The sequence below is a fragment of the Pseudochelatococcus lubricantis genome (assembly GCF_011762225.1).
GTDB lineage: Bacteria > Pseudomonadota > Alphaproteobacteria > Rhizobiales > Beijerinckiaceae > Pseudochelatococcus > Pseudochelatococcus lubricantis.
The window spans coordinates 1-25,855 of record NZ_JAASQI010000006.1 but is presented as its reverse complement, the minus strand read 5'-3'; the positions used below and the strand labels follow the sequence as shown (position 1 = coordinate 25,855).

Annotated in this window: 20 protein-coding genes; 9 read left to right on the top strand and 11 right to left on the bottom strand. The window is 63.7% G+C overall.

The features are described 5' to 3' along the window. Window positions 1-90 precede the first annotated feature (90 nt). From FHS82_RS12935 to FHS82_RS12915, 5 genes are all read right to left on the bottom strand, one after another. On the bottom strand, window positions 91-774 hold the full coding sequence (locus FHS82_RS12935) for a response regulator transcription factor (protein ID WP_166953486.1): 684 nt from the start codon (window positions 772-774) through the stop codon (window positions 91-93). Continuing rightward, the gene (locus FHS82_RS21440; RefSeq protein ID WP_166953484.1) at window positions 771-2,339 is read right to left on the bottom strand and encodes an ATP-binding protein; all 1,569 of its coding nucleotides are present in this window, start codon (window positions 2,337-2,339) and stop codon (window positions 771-773) included. Before FHS82_RS21440 ends, FHS82_RS12935 begins: the two co-directional genes overlap by 4 nt. Next, window positions 2,336-2,716 (bottom strand): hypothetical protein, encoded by a 381-nt coding sequence (locus FHS82_RS12925; protein WP_166953482.1) that lies wholly within the window; start codon window positions 2,714-2,716, stop codon window positions 2,336-2,338. Before FHS82_RS12925 ends, FHS82_RS21440 begins: the two co-directional genes overlap by 4 nt. Window positions 2,717-3,340: 624 nt before the next feature. Then, window positions 3,341-4,666 (bottom strand): sensor histidine kinase, encoded by a 1,326-nt coding sequence (locus FHS82_RS12920; RefSeq protein WP_246225339.1) that lies wholly within the window; start codon window positions 4,664-4,666, stop codon window positions 3,341-3,343. Between the two features lie 31 nt (window positions 4,667-4,697). Continuing rightward, window positions 4,698-5,381, bottom strand: a complete 684-nt coding sequence (locus tag FHS82_RS12915) for a response regulator transcription factor (RefSeq protein WP_166953480.1) — start codon at window positions 5,379-5,381, stop codon at window positions 4,698-4,700. Window positions 5,382-5,501: 120 nt separating this feature from the next. On the opposite strand from FHS82_RS12915, the gene FHS82_RS12910 reads away from it, so the two are divergent. The 4 genes from FHS82_RS12910 (at window position 5,502) to FHS82_RS12895 (ending at window position 11,177) form a co-directional block, all read left to right on the top strand. Further along, window positions 5,502-6,188: a response regulator transcription factor gene (locus FHS82_RS12910; protein WP_166953478.1), complete on the top strand. Its 687-nt coding sequence runs from the start codon at window positions 5,502-5,504 to the stop codon at window positions 6,186-6,188. Window positions 6,189-6,421: 233 nt separating this feature from the next. Beyond that, the gene (locus FHS82_RS12905) at window positions 6,422-6,814 is read left to right on the top strand and encodes a TolC family protein (protein WP_166953476.1); all 393 of its coding nucleotides are present in this window, start codon (window positions 6,422-6,424) and stop codon (window positions 6,812-6,814) included. An 11-nt stretch (window positions 6,815-6,825) separates the two neighbouring features. Continuing rightward, window positions 6,826-8,046, top strand: coding sequence for an efflux RND transporter periplasmic adaptor subunit (locus tag FHS82_RS12900; RefSeq protein ID WP_246225338.1), 1,221 nt, complete (start codon window positions 6,826-6,828; stop codon window positions 8,044-8,046). Next, window positions 8,043-11,177 (top strand): efflux RND transporter permease subunit, encoded by a 3,135-nt coding sequence (locus FHS82_RS12895; RefSeq protein ID WP_166953474.1) that lies wholly within the window; start codon window positions 8,043-8,045, stop codon window positions 11,175-11,177. The genes FHS82_RS12900 and FHS82_RS12895 overlap by 4 nt, the downstream gene beginning before the upstream one ends. An 80-nt stretch (window positions 11,178-11,257) precedes the next feature. On the opposite strand, the gene FHS82_RS12890 is transcribed toward FHS82_RS12895, so the two are convergent. Genes FHS82_RS12890 through FHS82_RS12880 form a run of 3 tightly spaced genes read right to left on the bottom strand, consistent with a single transcriptional unit; the run spans window position 11,258 to window position 16,099 of the window. Further along, entirely contained in the window at window positions 11,258-14,359 is a 3,102-nt protein-coding gene (locus tag FHS82_RS12890; RefSeq protein WP_166953472.1) for an efflux RND transporter permease subunit, read from the bottom strand. Beyond that, window positions 14,359-15,432: an efflux RND transporter periplasmic adaptor subunit gene (locus tag FHS82_RS12885; protein ID WP_166953470.1), complete on the bottom strand. Its 1,074-nt coding sequence runs from the start codon at window positions 15,430-15,432 to the stop codon at window positions 14,359-14,361. The genes FHS82_RS12890 and FHS82_RS12885 overlap by 1 nt, the downstream gene beginning before the upstream one ends. Beyond that, complete coding sequence (locus tag FHS82_RS12880) at window positions 15,419-16,099, bottom strand: TetR/AcrR family transcriptional regulator (RefSeq protein WP_166953468.1); 681 nt, start codon at window positions 16,097-16,099, stop codon at window positions 15,419-15,421. Before FHS82_RS12880 ends, FHS82_RS12885 begins: the two co-directional genes overlap by 14 nt. A 181-nt stretch (window positions 16,100-16,280) precedes the next feature. Between FHS82_RS12880 and FHS82_RS12875 the strand changes: the two genes are divergently transcribed. The 4 genes from FHS82_RS12875 to FHS82_RS12860 all read left to right on the top strand — a co-directional run bounded on the left by FHS82_RS12875 (window position 16,281) and on the right by FHS82_RS12860 (window position 21,544). After that, window positions 16,281-16,850, top strand: coding sequence for a hypothetical protein (locus tag FHS82_RS12875; RefSeq protein WP_166953466.1), 570 nt, complete (start codon window positions 16,281-16,283; stop codon window positions 16,848-16,850). Between the two features lie 241 nt (window positions 16,851-17,091). After that, window positions 17,092-18,252: a class C beta-lactamase gene (ampC, locus tag FHS82_RS12870; protein WP_166953464.1), complete on the top strand. Its 1,161-nt coding sequence runs from the start codon at window positions 17,092-17,094 to the stop codon at window positions 18,250-18,252. Between the two features lie 201 nt (window positions 18,253-18,453). Then, entirely contained in the window at window positions 18,454-20,109 is a 1,656-nt protein-coding gene (locus FHS82_RS12865) for an acetolactate synthase large subunit (RefSeq protein ID WP_166953462.1), read from the top strand. A gap of 52 nt (window positions 20,110-20,161) precedes the next feature. Beyond that, window positions 20,162-21,544 (top strand): aldehyde dehydrogenase family protein, encoded by a 1,383-nt coding sequence (locus FHS82_RS12860; protein WP_166953461.1) that lies wholly within the window; start codon window positions 20,162-20,164, stop codon window positions 21,542-21,544. 100 nt (window positions 21,545-21,644) lie between these two features. Here FHS82_RS12860 and FHS82_RS12855 read toward each other — a convergent pair whose 3' ends face one another. The 3 genes from FHS82_RS12855 to FHS82_RS12840 form a co-directional block, all read right to left on the bottom strand. Beyond that, window positions 21,645-22,475: an alpha/beta fold hydrolase gene (locus FHS82_RS12855; RefSeq protein WP_166953459.1), complete on the bottom strand. Its 831-nt coding sequence runs from the start codon at window positions 22,473-22,475 to the stop codon at window positions 21,645-21,647. Between the two features lie 117 nt (window positions 22,476-22,592). After that, window positions 22,593-23,360: an alpha/beta fold hydrolase gene (locus FHS82_RS12850; protein WP_166953457.1), complete on the bottom strand. Its 768-nt coding sequence runs from the start codon at window positions 23,358-23,360 to the stop codon at window positions 22,593-22,595. A 485-nt stretch (window positions 23,361-23,845) separates the two neighbouring features. Then, the gene (locus tag FHS82_RS12840) at window positions 23,846-24,748 is read right to left on the bottom strand and encodes a LysR substrate-binding domain-containing protein (protein WP_166953453.1); all 903 of its coding nucleotides are present in this window, start codon (window positions 24,746-24,748) and stop codon (window positions 23,846-23,848) included. Window positions 24,749-24,846: 98 nt separating this feature from the next. On the opposite strand from FHS82_RS12840, the gene FHS82_RS12835 reads away from it, so the two are divergent. Next, the gene (locus FHS82_RS12835; RefSeq protein WP_208394230.1) at window positions 24,847-25,725 is read left to right on the top strand and encodes an alpha/beta fold hydrolase; all 879 of its coding nucleotides are present in this window, start codon (window positions 24,847-24,849) and stop codon (window positions 25,723-25,725) included. The last annotated feature ends 130 nt before the right edge of the window (window positions 25,726-25,855 follow it).

Genomic DNA, 25,855 nt, shown 5'->3' with positions numbered 1-25,855 from the left:
TGAGAATTTCCTAAGACGAGGGGGGACCTTGGTCGTATGCCGATCGCTCCGCGACGTTTCATGTCGCGCCCCGCGGCGTAACCCGCAGGTTCAATGCCCGACCGGCTCGTCGAGAATGTAACCGTAGCCCCTCACCGTCCGCAATTGCAAGCCGGCGCCGCTGTGGGCGAGCTTCCGGCGCAGATAGGAGACGTAAACGTCCACGACATTGGGGGTATGACAATCGTCGTCGCCCCAGACGCGCTCCAGCAGGGTCTCGCGCGTAATTGCCCGGCCAGCATGTTGCATGAAGAATTCGAGCAGCCCGAACTCCCTCGCCGTGAGCGGAATGACATGCTCCCCGACGGAGACCCGCCGACTTTTCTGATCGAGGACCAGCGATCCTGCCCGAAGCTGCCGGCCACGGGGAAAGCCCGTGGCCCGCCGCACCAGCGCGTCCACGCGCGCTGTCAGCTGGGTGGTCGAGAATGGCTTGGTCACGTAATCGTCGGCGCCGAGGCGCAGGCCGCGCACGATATCCTCGTCCCGGTCGCGGCAGGTCAGCATCAGTATCGGCGTCGTCACACCCTGCTCGCGCAACCGTTGGCAGACCTCGAAGCCCGAATAGACGGGCAGGAGCACATCGAGCACGATGGCGTCGAACCGGCCTGCCGCCGCCCGGTCGAGACCTTCCTCACCGGTCCCGCATCGCTCCACCTGCCAGCCGCCGGCCACGAAGGCGTCCTCCACCACCTGCGCAATACGGAAATCATCCTCGATCACCAGAATGGTCATGCCGTGCCTTCCTCCGTCTCCTCGCTGACCCGGGGCAGGCGGATCAGCACCTCCGTCCCGCCCGCGCACCCGGCGCCGATCGTCAGCGTGCCGCCGAGCCCCTGCACCAGCCCGCGCGCCATGGAAAGGCCGATGCCGGTGCCTCCCCTCCCGCTCACCTCCCGCTCGAAGACGTGCGCGAGGAGCGGCTCGGGAATGCCCGGGCCGCTGTCGCGGATCGCGATGCGGGCTTCCAGCTCGTCGGCCTCCAGCGTGACCTCGACGGGCGACTCCGGTCCGGCGTGGTCGAGCGCGTTCTCAAGCAACGCATCGCAGGCCCGCTGCAATTCCCGCCGATCGGCCCGGATCATCACGGGCTCATCGCCTGCATAGCGGAAACGCAGCCGCCCGCTTCCCGGCAAGGCGCGCAGCGACGCCAGCCGGCTGTCGAGAAAATCGTAAAGCTCCACCGGCTCCAGCGCCCGGACGAGGCGTCCGTCCTCGGCGCGCGCGAGCGTGAGCAGTTCGGAAACCCGCCCGGCCACCTCATCGATGGCATCGATCGCGGTATCGAACGGTGCCGTACCCCTGCCCTGCCGTTCCCAACCCGTGCGGGCGTTCTCCAGCGTGCCGCGCGCAACCGCGAGGGGCGTCTTCAGGGCGTGGCCGATGTCGGCCAGAAAGCGCCGCCGGTTGGCATCGACTTCACGCAACCGGGCGTTGGACAGTTCGAGTTCGACACTCCGGCGTTCCAGCGTCCCGGCAAGCCGGCGCTGCTCCTCGCCTTGTCGGACTGATGCGCGTTCGAGCGCCTCCGCCATGCCGTTCACCGCCTGCGAGACTGTGCCGGCCTCGTCCCACGGCACGGGAGAAATCCGCGTATCGAAATGCCCGTCCCCAATCCGGGACACGGCTTCGCGCTGGCTGCGGAAACTTCGCCCCGCCCGCCGGGCGACCGACATCCCCAGCGCCAACGCGGCCACGGCCGCAATGCCGACGAGCGCGAAAACGAGCCAAACAAGCCTGTTGCGGAGCGCAGCTCGGCCGGAGCGGGCGGTTTCGATTTCGTCGGCCTCGTCGGTCAGCGCTTCCTTGACCAGCGCGCGAAAATCCTGCCGCGCCTGGTCCAGCTCACTTGCACCCGTGCCCGCCGCGACAGCGGCATCTGAGGAAAAGCGAGCCTCCACGGCACCGCCAAGCAGTGCCGTCATGCGGCGGATACCGGCGCGCAACGCGGCCGGGCGATCGCGCTCCTCCACTTCCCTGTCACGCTCCTCGTCGCCGACGAAAGCGATCTCCTCCTCCGTCAGCCGGTCGAGCACGCCCAGATCCTGCATCGCGTCGAGTTCGGCCTCCGCCAGCGCCGCGCGTGCCGCTGCCGGATCCGCGGCGAGCAGCGTATCCAGCGCCATCCGGTCGACGTCCGCCAGCACCCGCTCCAGCACGGCGATCTGCCGCCCCGCCTTCTCCACGCGGCTGTGCGTCCATTCCTCCGTGCGGAGTTGCCAGGCCCCGAGGCACGTCAGGGCGGCGAGCGCGGCGAGCGGAATCCCGACAGCGAGGGCAAGGCGGACGGCGAGTGTCACGGCCGGGACTCCACCACCCGGATGCGCCAGCCGCCCGAGGCATCGACCTGCACACGATATCGCCCCGGCCCGGGCAGCGGATAACGCCCTTCGCCCCTGCCGCCGAGATGGAGGTTCTGAACAAGCCGGCCGGTGTCGTCCTCAAGATAAAGAACGAGGATGACGTCCTCGCTTTCGTAGACAAGAGTCGCTGGACCGGAGGTACTGAAAATGCCTGTGGCGCCATTACCGAAGCCCGAGAAAATCGGACCCGCCCGATCGCGTGCAAGGGCGTCATAGCATGCCAGCCGGTCGCTATCAGCCGGAATGGCAGCGCATCTGGCGAGCGACGGATCGCCACCCTCGGCAAGAGCGGGCCGGGCGATCACAAGTGGCACAGCCGAAGCCGCCGCTATCCACCGGACCCATGGCGGGAACAATCGCGCCAGGGCGAACAGAAATCCTCCGCCGCCCGCAAGCCGGGCCGCCGCTGAATCGTACCCACGCCCGAATCCAGAACGCAGACTGCCTGAAACATCATCCGCGCAACCCGGCATCCCGTCTTCTCCCTATCCCGACAGCGCATAAGTTACGAAAGCAACCACCTACATCAAACGCCCGAAAAGAAGGGAGGCAATGCGACGTTGGTCGGACAAGGCTCGTTGAGCAGCCGCGCGGAGACCCGACGCCCTCCGCCAGACGCTCAAACCGGTGATCTGCCGCTGCATTTTTTCTCCCCTTTGGATGAGGCGACCGACACATGATTTCGCAATCGGATGCGGATTGAAGCGAGTTGTCTTGAAGCGAGAAAATTACCGTCTCGCTTGCCCTGCCGGGTCGCGACGACTCTGAAGCGTTCGATTTTGTTGAGGAAGCGCTCGATTGCGCCGAGCTGGCAATGCACCCGCTGACTGACAGGGAACGTCTTGACCCGATTGGGCATGCCGCTGACGTTTGCCCGGGTATCCCGTTCCCCCATCGTAGGGCGCGGGGCCCGGCATCCGATACTGCCGCGCCACTCCTCAGCCGAGGGAAGACGCAGACGCCGCGTTATGTTCAAGCGTGACGGTGGTGCCAGTTCCCCCTGCGATGTCCAGCTTTATGCCGTGCAGCCGGGCGATGGCGGCGACGAGGCTGAGACCAAGGCCATTGCCGGGCGCGTGCCGGCTGGGTTCCGCGCGATAGAAGCGCCGCAAGACATTGGCCCTGTCAGCTTCCGGAATGCCCGGTCCGTCGTCGGTCACCCGCAAGCGGGTCAGGTCGCCCTTGCGTTCCAGATGGACCTCGACATTCCCGCCTTTTGGCGAGAATTTCAGCGCATTGTCGATAAGGTTGGCCACGGCCTCGAACAGAAGGCTGGGATCGCCCGGAAGCGGGCGGGGATCGCTTTCCTGAATGGAGGACGTCAGATTGATCTCCTTTTCCTCCGCCAGCGGTTCGTAAAGCTCGATGGCATCCGCCACGATCGCAGCGAGATCGACCGGGACGAATCCCGCGCGCCGCGCGCCGTCCTCGACTTCGGAGATGCGTAACAGCGCCGCGAACGTCTTCAATATGCCTTGCGTCTCGACGATCGCTTCATCGACGCTGTTCGCATAGTCTTCGACATTGGTTGCGCGGCGGCGGGCACGATCCAGCCCGGCGAGCAGACGGGTCAGTGGCGTGCGGAGATCGTGGGCGATGTTGTCGCATACCCCTTTGACCTCCCGCATCAGGCGCTCGATCTCGTCGAGCATCTCGTTGACAACGGCGATCAGACGGCCGGTATCGCCCCCGACACCCTGGCTCGGCAGGCGGCCGGACAGATCGCCGGCGACGATCTTGCGCGTGGCCTGGGTGACGGCGTCGAAATGACGGACGGCCCCCGTGCCGATCAGGACCGCACCGGCAAGCCCGAAAAGCGCGGTGCAGCCACCCGCCAGCAACATCGCGCCGAACAGAACCTCGTTGAATTCCTTCACTTCGCTAATGCTCTCCGCGACGAGCAGTATCTCGCCGCCGGGAAGCGTCCAGGTCAGCCCGCGGAACGGTACTCCGGGCATGCCGCTGTCGGCGCCGAATTCGAATGGCGTGGTCGCCCCGTCGTACCCCATGGGAAAGGGGATCGGGCTTCCGGCTAACCGTTCATGGGCGGCATTGAACAGCGTCATGGGCCGCTCGGCATCAAACTCGCCATTCTTGCGGTTGTCCAGCCTCGCTGCGATGGTCTGAACATTGAGCTTGGTCAGGCTGCGTCCTTCTCGCAAGACCCAGTCATCCACCTTTTCGGTGAGGAAGTCCTTCACCTCGATGTCGATGAATGTATAAAGAACAACGGACGTCAGCCCGAACAGCGCCAGAAAGCTCAACGCCAGGCGGAAGCCGGTCGTGCGATAGAGTTCAATGATTCGCATCGAGGATATAGCCGGAGCCGCGGACGGTCTGGATCATCGACGCCTGGCTCCCCAGATCGATTTTCCGGCGCAGTTTCCCGATATGGACATCAATGACATTGGTTGGCTCGTCATAGCGATAGTGCCAGACCTCCTCGAACAGCATCGTCCGCGTAACCACCTGACCGGCATGACGCATCAGATATTCGAGAAGACGATACTCGCGCGGCAGCAACTCGATCGTCTGGCCCCGCCGGCATACGCTATGGGTCAACAGGTCGATTTCCAGATCGCCGACGCGCAGCGTGGTCTCAGCTGCCGGGCCGACATTGCGGCGCATCAGGGCGTCGAGCCGCGCGGTCAGCTCCAGAAAGTCGAACGGCTTCGTCAGATAATCGTCGCCGCCCGCCTTGAGGCCGCGCACCCGTTCGTCGACCGCGGAAAGGGCGCTCAGGATGAGAACCGGCGTGCTCACCCCGGCCGTCCGCAAGGTTGTGAGGATCCCCAGGCCGTCGAGGTCGCCCGGCAGCATGCGGTCGAGAATGATCGCGTCGTAACTCTCGCCGACGGCCTTGACGAGCCCTTCACGTCCGGTCGACGCCATACGGGCCTCATAACCGTGGTCGACCAACGCAGCCTCTATCTCCCGAGCCGTCTGAACGTCGTCCTCGATAACGAGAATAGTCGTCATCACATCGCCTCACTAAGCCAGCCTAGGTATGTTTGATGGTAGCATGATCTCATTTCGCTCCGAACGTCGGGTTTGCCATATCATGAAATCCATTTCATCTGACTCTTCTGGAGCATCGCGATGCGCATCCTGATCGTCGAGGACGACGATCGCACCGCCGGCTACATCGAGCGCGCGCTCGTCGAGACCGGACATATCGCCGACCGGGTCGGCGACGGACCGACCGGCCTCGCCATGGCGTCGGAGGGCATCTATGACGTCATCATCCTGGATCAACTCCTGCCCGAGCTGGCCGGGACAGAGATTCTGGCGGCGCTGCGCACCGCTGGAAATCCCATCCCTGTGCTGATGCTGAGCGCCCTCGGCGGCACGCTCGACAAGGTCGCCGCCCTCAACGCCGGTGCCGACGATTATCTGGTCAAGCCCTACGCCACCGCCGAACTCATCGCCCGGCTCGAAGCACTGCTGCGCCGGAAACGGCCAGACCGACGGGATCACATTCTGCGGCTCGGCGACTTCGAACTCGATATGGTGCAGCGCCGCGCGCGACGCGGGGAGCGCCGGATCGATCTCCAGCATCGGGAGTTCCTGCTGGTCGAATACCTGATGCGTCATGCCGGTCAGGTGGTCACGCGCACCATGCTCCTGGAGGCTGCCTGGCCCTATGACTTCGAGCCGAAGAGCAATGTCGTCGACATGCATATCCACCGGCTCCGCCGCAAGATCGATGGCGGCTTTGCCTCGCCCCTGATCCATACCATTCCCGGAGCCGGATACCTCATGCGAGCATCGAATACGGCATCCTAGGCGGAGCGCCAACGCCGGTGAGGAGGAGATAGCCGACGGGACGGACCAGCCCGGCCCCATCATAAACGCGATTTCATCTTCGTGCGAAAACCGCCTCATCTGCCGACCCTCATAGTCGATTGTGCGCCGCAACAGAGGCGCGACGTGACAGGTCGAGCCGAATGCCCAACAGCCCCATCCACCGCTTGAAACCATCGAGCCGCCACCGCTTGTGCCGCTCGCGACGGAAAACCGTGGGCATCGCGATACCTTCCGCCGGGCTGACCGCCTGCTCTCACGTGCCGCCCTACCAGCGCCCCGGCCTCGCGCTTTCCGCCACCTATAGCTCGGGCGACCGGAAGGACGCTTCCGTCAGCACGACGTGGTGGCAGGCCTTCAACGGCCGTGAGTTGAAGGCGCTCGAACAGAGAGGCCTGGGGGATACTTCGACCTACCTCACGGTGCTCAACACGCAGCGCACGCTGTTTCAGGCAGAGGAAGCCTATCTGCTCGTGCGCCTGCAGCAGCTTCAGGCTGCGGTCAACCTCTTTCGCGCCCTCGGCGGAGGATTCGCGCGAGACCGCGGAGTCGCGGTCAGGCAGTCCCACCCGGCACCGCCGCTGCGTGCTGCCTCCGAACCGATGTGATGGAGATGGATATGGAACTCTCGCCCAGCAACAAGAACCCCGACATGCCGGAACGCCGCAAGCCGCGACGACGCGGACGCTGGATCGTCGGCATCCTTTTGCTGGCCATTGCGGGCGGCGGCTACGCCATGCGGGATCGGCTGATACCCGGCAAGCCGCTGCCGGCCAAAGCCGCGACCACGCCGGCGACGATCCCCATCACGGCCGTCCTTGCGGCGAGTCGCGATCTTCCGATCTCGCGGTCCGGTCTGGGAACCGTGACCCCCCTCAATCAGGTCGATGTGAAGGTCAGGGTGGATGGTCAGATCCAGAAGATCGCCTTCACGGAGGGCCAGGACGTCAAGGCCGGCGATCTGCTGGCCGAAGTCGATCCCCGCCCGTATCAGGCCCAGCTCGCCCAGGCACAGGCCACGTTGCAGAAGGACATGGCGCAGCTTGCCAACTCCCGAAAGGAGGAAGGGCGGGCGACCCGGCTGAGTACGCTCGGCGCCGGCTCGTCGCAAGCCTCCGATACCGCCAAGGCACAGGTTGCCATCAATGAGGCGCTGATCGCCGGGGACCAGGCTGCGATCGATACCGCAAAGCTCAACCTCGCCTTCGCCACGGTGACGGCGCCTATCGCGGGGCGTGCCGGGCTGAAGCAGGCGAATGAAGGCGCGATCATCCATGCGAATGATGCCGCCGGTCTGGTGACCATCACCCAGCTGCATCCGATCGCTGTTCAATTCTCCCTGCCGCAGGACGATCTGCCCGACCTTCTGGCCGGACAGGCCAAGGCTCCGCTGCAAGTCTCCGTTGACTCGCGCGATGGCTCCCGCCACCTCGCAGACGGCAAGCTGACCGTGATCGACAGCCGGGTCGACACCGCGACCGGCACGATCAAGCTCCAGGCGGAGTTCGAGAACCTCAACAACGCACTCTGGCCGGGAGCGCTGGTGACGGCGCGGGTTATCGTACGGACCGACGCCAACGCGACCGTGGTACCGTCGATCGCCGTCCAGAACGGACAGAAGGGCCCCTACGTCTTCGTGGTGAAGCCCGACAGCACGGTCGCCGTGACGCAGGTTCAGACCGGTGAAACCGTGGGCGACTTCACCGCGCTGAAGGCCGGCATATCGCCCGGGGACAATATCGTGCTGTCCGGACAATCCCGGCTGACGCAGGGCACGCGCGTGAGCGTCACCCAATCCGACATTTCCGCGCAGCATCTCGCACTGGAGGCGAAGCAATGACCATTTCGGAACCGTTCATCCGGCGCCGGGTGGGCACCTGCCTGCTCGCGATCGGTCTGGTCCTTCTCGGCGCGATCGCCTATTTCCAGCTACCGGTGGCGCCGCTGCCACAGGTCGATTTCCCGACCATCCAGGTTTCCGCGAGCCTTCCCGGCGCCAGCGCCGAGACGATGGCGACCGCCGTCGCGACACCTCTGGAGAACTCGCTCTCGACGCTGGTGTCCGGCGTGACCCAGATGACCTCGGTCAGCTCGTCCGGGCGCACATCGATTACCCTGCAGTTCGACCTCGCCCGCGACATCAATGCAGCATCGCAGGACGTCCAGATCGCGATCTCGGCCGCCGCCGGAGCCTTGCCCAAGAACCTTCCCAACCCGCCAACCTTCCACAAGACCAATCCGGCGGATGCCACCCTCCTGACGCTCGCGCTCACCTCGGACACGCTTCCGATGACCGAGCTCGACCACTATGCCGAGGACGTCATCGCCCAACAAATCTCGCAGATGACGGGCGTCGGCCAGGTAGACTTCCATGGACCGCAACGCCCGTCCGTCCGCATCCGGCTTGACCCGGACAAGGTGGCCGCACGCGGTTTGACCCTTGACGACATACGCAGCGTGATCGGCCAGCAGACCGTCAATGCTCCAAAAGGCTCGCTCAGCAATGCCGACCGGACTGTCGTCCTCGACGCGACCGATCAGCTGATCGATGCCCCCGCCTATGCGGGCATGGTCATCGCCTACAGGAACGGCGCCCCGATCCGGCTCAGCGATCTGGGAACCGTCGTGACGGCCCCTGAAGATACACGTCAGGCGGCGTGGCTCCAGGGCACGCGCTCGGTGATGATCGACATCAAGAAGCAGTCCGGCTTCAACGTCCTGACCACGATCCAGGCCATCAAGGATCGCATTCCCGAGTTCAGCGCCTCCTTGCCTGCTTCCGTCAAGCTGTCGGTGATCGGCGATCGGACGCAGATCATCCAGGCTTCGGTCGACGACGTGCAGTTCACGATGCTGATCACCGTCGCATTGGTTGTGGCGGTGATCTTCGCCTTCCTGCGCAACCTCTGGGCAACGGTGATCCCGAGCATCACGATCCCTCTTTCCATGCTCGGAACCTTCGGCGTGATGTATCTGCTCGGCTACAGCCTCGACAATTTGTCGTTGATGGGGCTCGTCATCGCGGTCGGTTTCGTCGTCGACGACGCGATCGTGGTGATCGAGAACGTCATCCGCCACATGGAAATGGGAAAGTCGAAGCTCGACGCCGCCATCGAAGGCGCCAGGGAGGTCGGCTTCACCATCGTCTCCATGACGATCTCGCTGATCGCGGTGTTCATCCCGATCCTGCTGATGGGAGGCATTGTCGGACGCCTGTTCCGTGAATTCGCCGTCACGGTGAGCGTCGCGATCCTGATGTCGGGCGTCATTTCGCTCACGGTCACACCGATGATGTGCGCCTGGCTGATCAGCCACGATCATGGCGCGCCGCGCGGCCGGCTATATCGGTGGTCGGAAGCCTTCTTCCAGGCGGTGACACGCGGCTACGGACGCTGCCTCGACGTCGTGTTGCGCCATCAGTTCCTGACGCTTATGGTAACCGTCGCGACACTCGCGCTGACGGTGTGGCTCTACGCCATCACGCCGAAGGGGTTCCTGCCGCAGCAGGACACCGGCTGGATCATCGGCCAGGCACGCGCGGCAACCGATATCTCCTTCAACGCGATGTCGCAGAAGATGCAAAGCCTCGGGGACATCGTGCAGAGCGACCCCGACGTCGACAATGTCGCCTACTGGATCAATCCCAGCCCTTCGGCAAGTATCGGCGCGATCCAGATCAACCTGAAGCCTTTCTCCGAGCGCCACGCCACGGCGGCGGAGGTGATGGCGCGCATCAAGAAGGCAACGGCCAACATTGAGGGCCTCACGCTTGGCATGCAGGTCCGCCAGGACATCCAGGTGGGCGGACGCTCATCCGCGGCCCAGTATCAGTATACGCTCCAGAGCGGCGACACCACCGAGCTTGGCAAATGGGCCGCCGTCATGGCCAAGGCCATGACGGCCTTGCCGGGAATCCAGGATGTGACGTCGGATCAGCAGCCGGGGGCGACAAGCGCGACACTCGTGATCGACCGCCCCACGGCGGCCCGGCTCGGGGTCAGCGTGCAGGCCATCGATGACGTGCTCTACAGCGCCTTCGGCCAGCGCCAAGTCGCGACGCTGTTCACCCAGGTCAGCCAGTATCATGTGGTGCTCGAACTGGATCCGCGTTTCCAGCTGAACACCGATGCGCTGAACCGCCTCTATGTGCGTTCGACAACAACCCAGAAGCTGGTTCCCCTCAGCATGGTCACGTCCATCAAGACGGGTCTCCTGCCGGTCACGGTCAACCATCAGGGGTCGCTTCCGGCCATCACCGTGTCGTTCAACCTCGCACCCGGCGTCGCGCTGAGCGATGCCGTGGCGGCGATTCACGATGCCGAGCTGAAGGCCGGCATGCCTGTCAACATCAAGGGAACCTTCCAGGGAACGGCCCAGGCCTTCCAGGCTTCAATGGCCAGCCAGCCATGGCTGATCCTCGCCGCGGTCGTCGCCGTCTATATCGTCCTCGGGGTTCTCTATGAGAGCGCCATCCATCCGCTGACGATCATCTCGACCCTGCCATCGGCGGGCGTGGGCGCGCTCCTCGCCCTGCTCCTGTTCGGTCAGGATCTGTCCATCATGGGCATGATCGGCATCATCCTCCTGATCGGCATCGTCAAGAAGAACGCCATCATGATGATTGACTTCGCCCTCGACGCCGAACGGACACAAGGCCTGGCGCCGGTTGAAGCGATCCGGCAGGCATGCCTGCTGCGCTTCCGGCCGATCATGATGACGACGCTTGCGGCGCTGCTCGGGGCGTTGCCGCTGGCGCTCGGCCACGGTCCGGGAGCGGAACTGCGCGTGCCGCTCGGCATCGCCATCGTCGGCGGTCTGATCATCTCGCAAATGCTGACATTGTTCACGACGCCGGTGGTCTATCTCGCCTTCGACCGCCTCGTCGCACGTGCGGATCCGGCGAAGGCAACAAGCGCCGCACGCGCTCCCGCCGAGACAGGGGCCGAAGCATCGTCCGTGAATTGGAGCTGATACTCACTTGGCCGAAGAGATCGCCTCCGGCGCGCCTTTCGACGCGCCGATGCGTCCGTCGCGGCGCCCCGCACACCCGCTCAGGATGCGGCCGCCGTCTCGACCCGTCCTTCCGCCGCCCCGCCGCGCTGCTCATACTGTAGCAGCCAGAGCAGGAGGCAGGGCAGCAGAAGAAGCGTGGCGATGGTCGCGACGGCAAGGCCGCCGATGATGGCGAAGGCCATAGGCCCCCAGAAGATCTGGAAGGCGATCGGCACCATGCCGAGCATGGCCGCGAGCGCCGTCAGCACGATGGGCCTCGCCCGATGCGTGGAAGCGTGGACGATGGCCTCCCAGGGCTCCTCCCCCCGGCGGACATTCTCGTCGACCTCCTGGATCAGGATCACGGCGTTGCGGATGATCATCCCGGCCAGCGCGATGACGCCGAGCTGCGCCACGAAACCCATGGGCGTGCCCGTCGGCAGCATCGCGGCGACCACGCCGATGAGACCGAACGGCGCCATCAGGATGGCGAGCCCCGTGCGGGCGAAGCTCTGGAGCTGGACCATCAGCAGCGCGAAGATCACGAAGGCCATGGCGGGCAGGACAGCAAGGATCGAATTCGTGCCCTTCGCCGCCTCCTCGACCACGCCGGAGATTTCGATCGCGTAGCCGATCGGAAGCTGCGCACGCACGGGTTCGAGCCTGCGGTCGATGTCGAGGGCGACGGTCGCGGGCTGGACATTCTTCGCGACATCCGCCTGAACGATGACCATCGCGTTGCCGGAGCGGCGCCAGATTACCGGTTCGTCCATGCCGTAAGCCACCGTCGCGATCTGGCGCAACGGTATGCTGGCGCCGGACACAGCACGGAAATGCAGGTCCTCGATCGCGCTGACCGTCGAGCGGTCGTGAGGCCGGCCACGGATGACGACGTCGACCATGCGGTTGCCATCCCTCACCGACGTCACCGACGTGCCCGCGATCGTCGCCGCAATCTCGTTGGCGACCGACTGCGAGCTGATACCCAACGCACGCGCCTCGACCTGGTTCAACTCGACGCGGACCCTGCGCTGCGGCTCACCCGCCGTCAGGTTGATGTCGGACGTGCGGTTGTCCCCGGCGACGATGCCGGCGACCTCGGCGCCCAGGCGCTTCACGACATCGTAATCGGGGCCGAGCACGCGGAAGCGGATCGGCCATCCGACCGGGGGCCCGACCTCCAGCGGCGAGACGCGGGTGACGATATCCGGGTGTTGGTTGGCGAAGAAGGCCTCCAGACGCTGCTGCACCTCGTCGCGCTCCTGCACGCCTCCCGCGACGATCACGGTTTGAGAGACATTGTCGTTGTCGAGCAGGAGATCCATCGGCAGGTAAAAGCGCACCGAGCCCGATCCGACATAGGTCGTGAAGTTCCGCACGCCGGGGTCCCGCGACAGCATCTCCTCCAGTGCGCGCGCGCGTGCCTCGGTGGCCTGACGGGATGCGTTCTGCGGCAGGTTCAGGTTGACGAGCAGCTCGGGACGGTCGGATGCGGGAAAGAACTGTTCCTCCAGTTTCGTCGCGCCGAAAACGGCGGCGGCAAACGCGGCGAGAAACAGCGCCAGCGTGGCGATCCGCCACCGCATCGCCACTTCCAGAACGCGGCGAAAGGCGCGCATGAACCTTCCCTCGCCGTGCTGCTCGTGCTTCATCGTGTCCGGCAGAAGCCACATGCCGAGCAGCGGCGCGAACAGGACGGCGACGATCCAGGAAGCCGAGAGCGAGATCAGCACGACCATGAAGAGCGAGTAGGTGTACTCCCCGGCGCTCGACGCCGCGAAGCCCACCGGAATGAACCCGGCGATCATGACGAGCGTGCCCGTCAGCATGGGAAAGGCCGTGGTCTCGTAGGCGTGGCCCGCGGCAACATCCTTGGGCCGCCCGATCTCCAGCTGGCCGACCATGCTCTCCACCGTGATCATGGCGTCGTCGACGAGAAGACCGAGCGCGATGATCAGCGCGCCGAGCGAAATGCGTTGCAGCCCGATCCCCGCAATCTCCATGCCGATGAAGGTCATCGCGAGCACCAGCGGGATCGCCGCCGTGATTACGAGGCCCGCCCTCAAGCCGAGCGACAGAAAGGAAACTGCCAGCACGATCCCGATCGCTTCGAGCAGCACCTTCACGAAACCGCCGATGGCGTCCTCCACCACCGTCGACTGATCCGCGACCTGAACGACGGCGATGCCGGGGGGAAGGCTCGCCTCGATCTGCGCCATCCGCGCCCGCAGCCTTGCCCCGAACTCGATCAGGTTGCCGCCTTCCGTCATGGAAATGGCGAGGCCGATCGCCGTTTCGCCGTTGACGCGCAGACTCGGCGCCGGCGTGTCGACGAGCCCGCGCCGGACGTCGGCGATGTCGACAAGCCGGACGAACCGCCCGTCGATCCGTAACACCAGCTCGCGCAGGCTCTCCTCGGATGCGAACGCGCCGCTGACCTGAAACAGGATCTTGTCCTCGTCCGTCTTCAGCTCGCCCGCCGGCGCGACCGCGTTCTGGGCACGAAGAGCCTCGATCACCGTCGCCTGGTCCAGCCCGAAGGCGGCGAGCCGCGCGGTCGAGAACTCGATGACGATCTCCTCCTCCTGAACACCGAGGAGGTTGACCTTTCCGATGTCGGGCACCGAGAGCAGCTGGTTGCGGATGACGTCGACGCGGTCGCGCAGGTCGCGAAGAGTGAAGCCGTCGGCGGTGAACGCGAAGATGCTGCCGTAGGTGTCGCCGAACTCGTCGTCGAGCCATGGCCCCTGCACCCCCTGGGGGAGCATCGGCGCGAGGTTCTCGACCTTCTTGCGGACCTGATACCAGATCTCCGCGATCTCGGCCGGCGGCGCGTCGTCCTTGAGATTGACGAAGATAACGGACTTGCCCGGACGGGTGTAGCTCTGCGTATAGTCGAGATATTTGATCTCGGCCAGCCTCTTCTCCAGCGGCTCGGTGAGCAGGCGGACAGTGTCTGCCGTGGTCGCCCCCGGCCAGTCGGCGGCGACGACCATGGTCTTGATTGTGAAGGGCGGATCCTCGTTGCGCGACAGCCGCATGTAGCTCAGGGCACCTGCGATCAGGGCCGAGAGCATCATGAAGATCACGAACGACCGATGGCGCAGGGTCCATGCCGAGAGATTGAAACGACCGCGGGTCGTCCGGGCCTGGGCGGACATCACTTCCCTCCGTCCGCGACGCGGACCTGCTCGCCGTCGCGCAGCTTGGCAACACCCGTGGTGGCGACGCGCTCTCCCTCCTGCAAGCCGCTCGATACGTACAGAGAGCGCTCGTCGAAGCGCGCCAGTTCCACGGGGCGGCGATGCAACGTGCCGGTTTGGACGTCGACGACGAAAACCGCCGAGCCCGTTTCAGAAGTCGTCAAGGCGGAAGCAGGCAACCTCACAAGCTCATCCTTGCTCAACACGAGCGTGCCGATGACGGGCGCGCCGAACGGCATCCTTGCCCCGTTCCCCTCCACCGCGACCTTGACCCGGTAGCTGCGCGTCGAGCGGTCCGCCAAGGGTGCTACTTCGTCGATCGTTCCCGTGGCGGTGATGGCGGGATCGCTCACGAGCCGCAACGTGATGACCGAGGCTTTGGGAGTGGTCCTGTAGAAAACCTCCGGCACGTCGAACACGGCATGCCGCCGGTTTTCAGTCACCAGGCGAAGCACCGCCTGCCCCGCCGCCACGACCTCGCCCTGATTGGCTTCGACCGCCGAAATGGTGCCCTCGTGGGGGGCGCGCAGTTCCGTGTAGGACAGCGCATCCTGCGCGCGTTCGAGCGCTACGGTCGCGGCGTCGACACGCGCGGTCGCCGTCGCGCGGTTGGCGTCCGCGTCTTCCACCACGGCGCGGGCGGCGGCGTTGCGCTCGAAGAGCGCGCGCTGGCGCTCGGCCGACAGCGTCGCCAGAGACAGCGCCGCATTCGCCGCCGCCAGTTCCGCCCTGGCCGCGCGCAGGTCGTTTTCCGCCGGGCGCTTGTCGAGAACGGCCAGCACGTCTCCCTCGCGCACGGATTCACCCAGGCGCAGCCTCGTCGCGAGCATGCCGTTCAGGCGGAAGCTCAGCGCCGTATCGTGGTAGGGCCGGATCTCGCCGACCTGACTGAACGACTGCTCGACGGTTTCCGTGCGCGCCTCGACCACCTGCACGACGCGGGGAGCCCTGGGCTGAGCCTCTTCTTGCGGCGAGCAGCCGGCGACAGCCGCGGCCGCGAGCACGAATGCACCCAGCCTAAGAATGTTCATGACGTCGCTCCCCTTGGGAAAGCCCCTTCAGAATGGTGTCGATCGTCCGCTCGATAAATTCGCGCGGATCGCCGAGGTCCATTTCAGGCGACACGATGGCAAGGGTGACCGATCCGTGCAGGCCGGCCCAGAGAACGTCCGTGCTCGGCTTCGGCTCGCCGGGGGCGAGCGCCCGCGCATCCATGGCGGCGGCCATGCGGCGGACGAACTCTCCGTAGACGGCGGCGACCGTTTCGAAGTTCACGCCGGCATTCTCGGTGGCCTTGTTGTCTTCGAGGAACATCAGCCGGAAGCGGATGGGATCGGACAGCGCGAAATCCGCGTAGGAAAGCGCGTAGTCACGCAACGCCGTCAGCGGATCCGGGGAGGTCTCACCCGCCATCAGCCGCTCATGCAGATCGCTCATTCCGATGCTGAAATGCGCCAGGATCAGGTCCTGCCGGCTCGGGAAATACCGGTAAAGGGCGCCCCCCGTCATGCCCATCTTCGACGCCACGTACCGCATCGAAAGCGCACCGATTCCTTCCTCCGCAACGATCAGCGCCGCTTCCTTGAGGATGCGGCGGCGGACTGCTTCGGTCTGCTCTGGCGTCATGGGTTGTCGGGGCATGGTCATTTTCTCCCATTGATAATAACGTTTATTAAACACGTTCAGATAATACTGCAAGCCGATTTGTGATGTCTGCGACGCAAAATAGTCCCACCCGCCTGCGAGCGGTATCGTGGATGGCCGGAATACCTTCCATCCTACATTAATTGACATCGTTTAATAAACGTGTTTACGTAATTTGGCAAGCTGGTTTGCGGCGATCGCGGCACAAGGCTGTTCCGAAAAAGACGAGGGAAGAATGGGACCAGTATCTGACGCACCCGCGATGCCGGCGGAGGACCGTCGCCTCGGATTCGAGGCGAGGAGGTTCGCACTCGAAACATTGGTCAAGATCTATATCGAACAGTCCAACGGCTCTCGCGCGCTCGTCGTATCGCATACAAGGGTAATGCTGACGCTGGCAATCGCCGCCATGGCGGGCTTCGTCACCGTCCTCGCCGCAATTCTGCGCGGAAACCCGCAAGCCTTCGCAACCTCGCAGCCAGTCCCGGCCGGGCTCGCCCTGTGCGGCCTGGCGCTTCTCGTGACCTCGGCGCTGTGGGCCACCAGGGCGCTCGCTCTCGCGGCCCAGGTTGCGACGAGCCTCCTGCGAGACCCTTTTCCGACAGCCCGGAAGGAACTGGAGGAAATGTTCGGCGCGCGGCACGAGGACGTTGTTCTGGACAATCTCGTGGCGGCGGTTCAGCTTCATATCGCCGACACCGCGCCAGCCAGGAACTTCAGCACCTATGCGACGATCTCACTGGTCGCCGGCGCAACCCTGGCGGCGGCGTCTCTCGTCATTCCGTTCGTGACAATCGGGCGCTGAACCCGCGCCGGCCGGGGAGCACAATCCTCGCCGTGATTCAGTCATAGAGACACAAATCCAAATACATCATCACGCCCTGACAATACGCTACAGATACCCATAGGCCTGCGAGGCAAATGTTTTCTATCGTGAGGCGGGACCGTCGCCATGGCGTTCCCCGAAGGGCATCCATGCTGAAGGCCAACGGCTATCGACGGAAGCAGTCGTCGGCGTAAAATCTACTCGTGAACTGGAGCACGGCATGAAATCTGTTCTTCTGAGAACCTTGACCTTTGCAGCGGCGATCACGTTGTCTGCCCTTCCGGCCCTGGCCGCCGATACTGTGCGCGCGACCGTCGACGCGGTGATAAAGCCGCTGATGGCCGAGCACGACCTGCCCGGCCTTTCGGTCGCGATCCTCCACGATGGCAAGCGCCACGTCTTTCACTACGGCGTCGCATCCCGCAAGACCCGCTCGCCCGTGAACGACAAGACTCTGTTCGAGATCGGCTCCCTATCCAAGCCCTTCACGGGAACGCTTCTCGCGCGCCTTGAAGCGGAAGGGTTGGTGGATCTTTCGGCGTCCGCGCAGACCCTGCTGCCGGAGATCGCGGGGAGCCCGATCGGCGGTGCAAGCCTTCTCGACCTTCACACCTATGTCGCCGGCGGCCTGCCGTTGCAGTTCCCCGCCGGGGTGGACAAGACGAACTTCGCCAAATTTTTCCGGAGTTTCAAGCCCACCGCCAAAATCGGCGCGAGCCGCCTCTATTCGAATCCCTCGATCGGGCTGTCCGGATACCTCGCCGCGGTGACCGCCGGACAGCCCTTCTCCACGCTTCTGACCGGCAAGGTCCTCGCCCCCCTCAAGCTTGAGGACACTTTCCTCAAGGTTCCGGCGAACCGCATGGCCAACTACGCGCAGGGCTACACGCGCGACAACGCGCCGGTGCGCGTCAGTCCCGGCCTCTTCGATCACGAGGCCTATGGCGTGAAGACCACCGCGAGCGATCTGCTCCGCTTCGTGGAGGCATCGGTGAACCCGGCAGGCCTCGGTAGCGACCTCGAAACCGCGCTCGTCGCGGCGCGCACCGGCGTCTACCGCGTCGGCAGCATGCATCAGGGGCTGGGTTGGGAACTCTACCGCGCACCCGCGCGGAGCGCCGAGCTTCTTCAGGGCGCCGATCCGGCGTTCGTGCTGGAACCGAATGCGGTGGAGCGCCCGGAAGCGCCTGTGACCGGCGCGGCAGTCGGGACCGTCTCGAAGACCGGCTCCACGCTCGGCTTCGGCGCCTACGCCCTGTTTCAACCCGCGCGCGGCACGGCGATCGTGATACTCGCCAACCGCTTCTGGGCGAACCCGGCGCGCATCGAGGCGGCGTACGCTATCCTCGACAGGATCGACCCGGGCTTCACCGCCGACTAGGGTCGATACTCAGTTGAAGTTTCTTCCAACGTTAGAGTCTGTCCTGCTTCAACGTAAACAAGACAGATTCTAGAGGCTGTTAGTGAATATGGACAGTCGCGCGCCAGTTTAGGCATTCCGGAAGTCCATGTGTGGTTATTTCAAATCCCGGTGTATAGTCGTTTCGAAATCCGTCGCTGTCAGCAACATAAGGGTTGAAAGATGCCTAAAGGATCGGACCTGTTTGTCGCCGCGCTGGAAAACGAGGGTGTGGAGCGCATCTTCGGTGTGCCGGGCGAGGAAAACCTCGACGTGCTGGAGTCCCTGCGGACCTCCAGCATCAAATTGATCCTGACACGTCACGAACAGGCAGCGGCGTTCATGGCTGCGACCCATGGGCGTCTCACGGGCCGGCCTGGCGTCTGCCTTGCCACGCTCGGTCCCGGCGCGCTGAATCTCTCGACCGGCGCGGCCTACGCCCATCTCGGCGCCATGCCGATGATCCTCATCACCGGCCAGAAGGCTGTCCGAAGCGCCAAGCAGGCGCGCTTCCAGATCGTCGACATCGTCGCCTCGATGAAGCCGCTCACCAAGATGACGCGCCAGATCGTTAGCGCGGCCAGCATCCCCGCGACGATACGGGACGCTTTTCGCACCGCCATGGAAGAACGGCCGGGACCGGTGCATATCGAGCTGCCGGAGGACGTTGCGGCCGAGGAACTCGACAGCGCTTTCGTCATTCCGGTCCACCCGCTCGAACGGCCCGTCGCGAGTACTGCCGCGCTCGACAGCGCTGCCGAGACGATCCGCGCCGCCAAGCGGCCACTTGTGATGATTGGCGCAGCCGGCAACCGGCCTTCGCTGATTGACCCGCTGTCGACCTTCGTGGCGCGCACCCGGCTGCCCTTCTTCAACACGCAGATGGGCAAAGGTGCCGTCAACGGAGGCTCCAGCCTCTACATGGGCACCGCCGCTCTCTCGGAGGGCGACTATGTCCACGAGGCGGTTGAGCGCGCTGACCTGATCGTCGCTATCGGCCACGACACGGTCGAGAAGCCGCCCTTCCTGATGAAGAGCGCCGGCGGCCCGAAGGTCATCCATGTCGGCTACCAGTCCGCCACGGTCGAACAGGTCTACCACCCGGATATCGAAGTGATCGGCGATATCGGGGCCACTGTCGAAGCGCTTGGCGAGCGGCTCGCAGGCCGGCTTTCCGTCGATGACGGCATGCTTGACCTACGTCAGAAGATCCTTGCCCACCTTAACGACCGCGCTGAGGAAGACCGCTTCCCGGTAACCCCCCAGCGCCTCGTCCATGATGTCCGCAAGGTGATGCCGGAGGATGGCATCGTCTGCCTTGACAATGGCATGTACAAGATCTGGTTCGCCCGCAACTATCGCACGCACGTCGCCAACACCTTGCTTCTCGACAATGCGCTCGCCACGATGGGCGCCGGCCTGCCTTCGGCGATGATGGCGGCGATGATGTACCCCGAGAGGCGCGTCATGGCGGTCTGCGGCGATGGTGGCTTCATGATGAACTCGCAAGAGATGGAGACAGCGGTACGGCTGGGACTGAACCTCGTCGTCGTCATCCTGAATGACAGCGCCTATGGCATGATCCGGTGGAAGCAGGCGGTCGACGGATTTCCGGATTTCGGCATGAGCTTCGGCAATCCCGATTTTGTGCGCTATGCCGAGGCCTATGGCGCGAAGGGCTCCCGGGTGACCGCCGTGGAAGATCTCGTGCCGACACTTGAGGCAGCCTTTGCTGGCGGTGGCGTCCATCTGGTCGACGTGCCGATCGACTATTCTGAGAACACCCGCGTGCTGGTCGACGAGTTGCGCAACCGCACGCCGGATGTGGAATGTGCCTGAAAAAGCTCCGTCGTCGCAGGGTGCAAGCACCAAAAACGTGAGGAGAGAGAAAATGCTAACGGTCGTGCAGGCCTTCGATCGCGCGCCGATCGCGGAGGTCGAAACCGACGATGCCGCGGCGCTGGAGCGCAAACTGCAAGCCGCCGAGCGCGTCTTCAGGGACCGCGATGGCTGGCTCAAGCCTCACCAGCGCATCGCGATCCTGCGCAAGCTGGCCGCGCTGATGGAAGGCAGGCGCGACCATCTCGCCATGCAGATCGCGCGCGAGGGCGGCAAGCCGTTGCCCGACGCGATCGTCGAGACCAACCGCGCCATCGACGGCGTCCACAACGCCGCCGACGAGCTGCGCAGTTTTGCCGGACGGGAAATACCCATGGGTCTCTCGCCAGCGGCGGAAAACCGTTGGGCTTTCACCACGAAGGAGCCGATCGGTATCGTCGCCGCGATCTCGGCCTTCAACCATCCGCTGAACCTGATCGTCCATCAGGTGGCTCCGGCCATCGCGGTGGGCTGTCCCGTCATCGTCAAGCCGGCGATGACGACGCCGCTATCCTGCCTCGATCTGGTGGCGTTGATACATGAAGCCGGCCTGCCGGAACCATGGTGCCAGAGCTTCGTCACGGAAGAAAACCAGCTGGCCGAAAAGCTGGCCACCGACAGGCGCATCGCCTTCCTCAGCTTCATCGGCTCGGCCAGAGTCGGCTGGTCGCTGCATGCGAAGCTCGCCCCCGGCGCGCGCTCGGCGCTGGAACACGGCGGCGCAGCGCCGGCCATCGTCGACCGAAGCGCCGATCTCGACAAGGTCATCGAGCCGGTCGTCAAGGGCGGCTATTACCACGCCGGGCAGGTCTGCGTTTCGACGCAGCGCATCTTCGTCCATGACGCCATCGCCGAGGATTTCACGCAACGGCTTGTCGCCCGCGTCGAAAAGCTGCGCACCGCCGATCCCACCCTGAAGGATACCGAGGTCGGGCCGCTGATCCTGCCGCGCGAGGCCGACCGGGTCGCGGAATGGATCGGGGATGCGATCAAGGGGGGTGCCGTCCTCGCGACCGGAGGCGAACGCCTCTCGCAGACGACACTGCGGCCGGCCGTGCTGCTCGATCCCCCAGCCGACGCGACGATATCGACGCAGGAGGTTTTCGGTCCGGTGGTCGCCGTCTATCGCTATGGCGATCTGGACGAAGCCGTCCGCCAGGCCAACTCTCTTCCCACAGCCTTCCAGGCCAGCGTGTTCGCGCGGGATATCGACGTCGCGATGCATGCGGCCGACCGTCTCGAAGCCTCGGCCGTGATGATCAACGATCCTACCGCCTTCCGGACCGACTGGATGCCATTCGCCGGCCGCAAGGAATCCGGATACGGCACCGGCGGCATCCCCTACACCATGCGCGACATGACGCAGGAGAAGATGATCCTGCTGCGCAGAAGCTGATCGCATTGCCTTAGTTTTCAATACAGCGGACAGCATGCGGAGGTGCGCTTTTGACAGCCATGAGCTGTGCCACCGCCGCATGCCACTCTCTGATGATCCGTCAGGCGCGGATGAAGGCCAGCAGGTCCGGATTCACCACGTCAGGGTGCGTGGCGAACAGGCCGTGAGAGAGGCCTGGGTATGTCTTGAGCGTGCCGTCACCTACGAGCTTGATTGCCTTGTAAGCCGAGTTCCCGATGGGCACGACCTGGTCGTCCTCGCCGTGCAGGATCAAGACCGGCATGTTGAGCGCTTTCAGGTCCTCGGTGAAATCGGTCTCGGAAAACACTGCAATGCAGTCGTAGTGGGCCTTTGCGCCACCGGCCATGCCCTGACGCCACCAGTTGTCGATCAGGCCCTGGCTTACGTTCGCACCTTCCCGGTTGAAGCCATAAAACGGTCCGCTCGGCACGTCGCGATAGAACTGCGCGCGGTTCGCGGCCAAGGCGGAACGAAACCCGTCGAAGACTTCAAGCGGAACACCGTCCGGGTTCGCATCTGATTTGACCATCACCGGCGGAATCGCGGCGATCAGGACGGCCTTGGCTACCCGGCCGCGCTCGGCGCGGGCCGCATAGCGTGTAACCTCGCCACCGCCGGTCGAATGGCCGATATGGATGGCGTCGTGCAGATCCAGAGCCCTGGTGATCACAGCCACGTCTGCCGCATACGTGTCCATGTCGTTGCCGGTGTCGGTCTGGTCGGATCGGCCGTGGCCGCGCCGGTCGTGTGCGATCACGCGATAGCCATGCGACAGAAAGAACAGCATCTGGTTATCCCAGTCGTCAGAACTGAGCGGCCAGCCGTGGTGGAACATGATGGGTTGCGCGTCTTTCGGCCCCCAATCCTTGTAGAAGAGGGTGGTGCCGTCTGATGTGGTGATGGTTGACATCGCATGTCTCCTTCGGGGGTATTCTGAGTGATTTCGCAAACAGTACGGTCCGTGATGGGGAGAACGACCTGCTTCTCAAAAGATATCGTATCGCGAGGAGCAGAGGCTGCAGGACGCCTACTTCGCCGCTTCCTCGATAAGGTCTGCGACGACCTTCGGCTGGGAGACCATCACGACATGGGATGCACCTTCGACGACGACCGTGCGCCTGGAGCCCGCGCGTTCGGCCATGAAGCCGAGTGCCTCGGCGGGAATGTTCTTGTCGCCGTCGCCATAGACGAAGTACGACGGCAGCGACTTCCATGCCGGTTCGCCGGATTTTTCCGTCAGCGCCGCCTCGGTGATGGGCCGCTGGCCGGCAGCCATCAAGACGGTTATCTCGGCCGGAACGTCGTGGGCGAACTGATCCCGGAACTTCGTCTGATCGATGTAGAGATCGACGCCACCATCCGCGAGCTTGACGGGTGGCGCGAGTGCGTCACCAAGCGTCCCGCCCGGGAACTTCCCGGCCAGTTCCGCAGCCGCCTCCCCCGCATCCGGTGCGAAAGCCGCCACATAGACCAGAGACTTGACGTTTTCATGCCCCTTCGCGGCGTTCGAGATGACCTGGCCTCCATAGGAGTGACCGACAAGAACCACCGGGCCGGCGATGCTTGCAACGACATCTGAAACAAGGCGCGCATCGTTCGAGACACTTCGCAACGGATTCGCAACCGCAACAGTCCTGTACCCATCCTTCTGAAGGCTGGTGATGACACCGTTCCAACTGGACGAGTCGGCGAACGCGCCGTGGACAAGGACGATCGTGGGCTTGGCCGGCTCAGCGATAGCGGCGCCAGATAAAAGTGAGGTCGCGACAGCAACCGTTGCGGCAAACTTGGACATGATAATTCCTATCTCTGCTTTGGTTCGATGAGTTGCAGGCGACGTAGACGGGTGGGCGGCATCGAACGCAGAAAGCGGGTTGCCAACAGGGTTGGCATCATCTTTCGGCATCCGTGACGGACGGCGTAATCTTCGGCGGGATACTTCAGGGCAGCCGGCCGGGATCGGGCTTGCGCCTCGATCAGCTCCACCATGTCATCGGTATGCTGCACCATATCGCTGCCATCCCGAGTCTGATCTGAGCCACCACCCGCCCGGTTGTGAACGGGAAAAGCGGTGTTGGGAGGCTTGATTTTAGCAATCGTTTGTATGCCACGCAGCACCGAGACTGCCGTCGAGGTGCCAATCTTGCGGGTTCTTCATCCACACCGGCGGCATCAAATGCCGGTGCTTAAAAACAGTATAGAAAATTCATTCTAAAACAATATTCATTGATATAGAATGCATTTCTTGTAGAATATGCGAGTTTTTTCATCACTGACTTTTCATATGCCAAGTGTAGCTCGCTTAAGCAAAGGTGCGGCGTAGTCAATGAAGGCGCGCACAGCAACGCTGGCGCTCTTGCGTGGCTGAAAGACCATTTGCACAGGCAAGGGCTCCAGCTCGTATTCCGAAAGAACGTTGACAAGAACGCGATCCGCCAACTGACGCTGAACCTGGTAGGATAAAGGACGCACCAGCCCCAAGCCACGCTCGGCCGCTTTGATCGCAACCCCCGCGCTGTTGAGCGAGAGGCGGCAGGTCACCCGTACCGAACGGGTGCGCCGAGAAGACGGGCTCTCACGATAGCGCCAAAGTTCATGCGTGCCGGCCTCGTTCAGCCCGATGCACCAGTGGTCCTGCAATTCTGACGGATGCATCAATGGCGGGTGATTGGACAAATATTTCGGCGCCGCGCAGATCAATGGCCGTACCTCGCCGATTCTGATCGCATGCATTGAGGAATCCTGTAAGGCCGCGACACGGATAGCGACGTCCACTCCCTCTCCGACAAGATCAACAATGCGATTCATAAGCAGGACGCGAACTTGCGCCCGAGGATAGGCCTCAAGAAAGCTCTCGACCACCGGCATTACGTGGAGGCTGCCAAACAGTTCCGGAGCCGTGATGACGACGGTTCCGTGGATTTCCGCGTCTCGCTCGCGATGCTCAAGGCGATCAAGCTCATCTAGCATGATCCTATAGGCTGCGACGTGGCGGGATCCTGCCTCGGTAACGTTGAAACGTCGCGTCGTGCGTTCCAGCAGCCGCTCGCCCGCGGCGGCCTCCAGCTGTGCAACAGCTCTTGTCACCGACGCGGGCGAACAGCCCAGCTGGCGCGCAGCGGCAGCGAGTGAACCCGCCTCCACGACCACAACAAAGACTGACATGGCTTCGAGACGATCCACGACCGTTTCCAATTCTGCAATCAAGATTTTCAGATCGATATTATTCTATCTTATGCTGAAATAAACTACTTTTTGTCGACAACCGAATGGAGATTGAGATGCCAACACGTTATAAATCCCGGAAAGTCGGCGAAGTAGGCGTATTTTATCGGGAGGCGGGACCGGCCGACGCACCGGTTGTTCTGCTGCTGCATGGCTTTCCCACCGCCAGCCACATGTTCCGGGACCTGATCCCGCTTCTCGCCGATCGCTACCGGATCGTCGCGCCCGACCTTCCCGGCTTCGGCCAGACCAAGGCACCGCCGCGCGGGAAGTTCGACTACAATTTCGATCGGCTTGCCGATGTGATAGAAGGTTTTACCGAGGCCCTGTCGCTCGACCGGTATGCGCTTTACATCTTTGACTATGGCGCGCCGGTTGGTTTGCGGCTGGCAATGCGTCATCCCGAGCGGGTTTCTGCGATCATCAGCCAGAACGGCAACGCCTATGTCGATGGCTTCAGCGACCAATGGGGACCGTGGGAAGCATATTGGCGGGACCCGAGCGAAGCGAACCGCGAAGCCTGCCGACCTTCGCTATCCCCGGACACTATCAAAAACTGGCAGTATGGCACCGGAGCCGATCCCGAACTCCTCTCGCCAGACGGATACGAACTCGACATTGCCTATATGGCGCGGCCAGACGCGGAGGAAATCCAGCTCGATCTGATCCGTGACTACCGTAACAACGTAGCGATCTACCCGGACCTCCAGTCGTATTTCCGCAACCATCGCCCGCCACTGCTGGCCGCCTGGGGGCGTCACGATCCTGCGTTCATTCCTGCTGGCGCAGAGGCCTACAAGCGCGACCTTCCCGACGCGGAGGTACATTTGCTTGATACCGGACATTTCGCACTGGAGACTCACGCCAGCGCCATTGCAGCCCTGATGCGTGACTTCCTCGATCGTGTGCTACCAATGGAGAGGAGAGCAACCTAGAGCGCGTTCCGATCAGAATTCGCTGAAAATAAGGAACCTAGGTCGTAGTGAGGAATTAAGTTTTATCGCAATTGGATATGAATTGCGGCGAGCATGACGAAGCCCATGAAGTTTGCTATGAGCTTGTCGT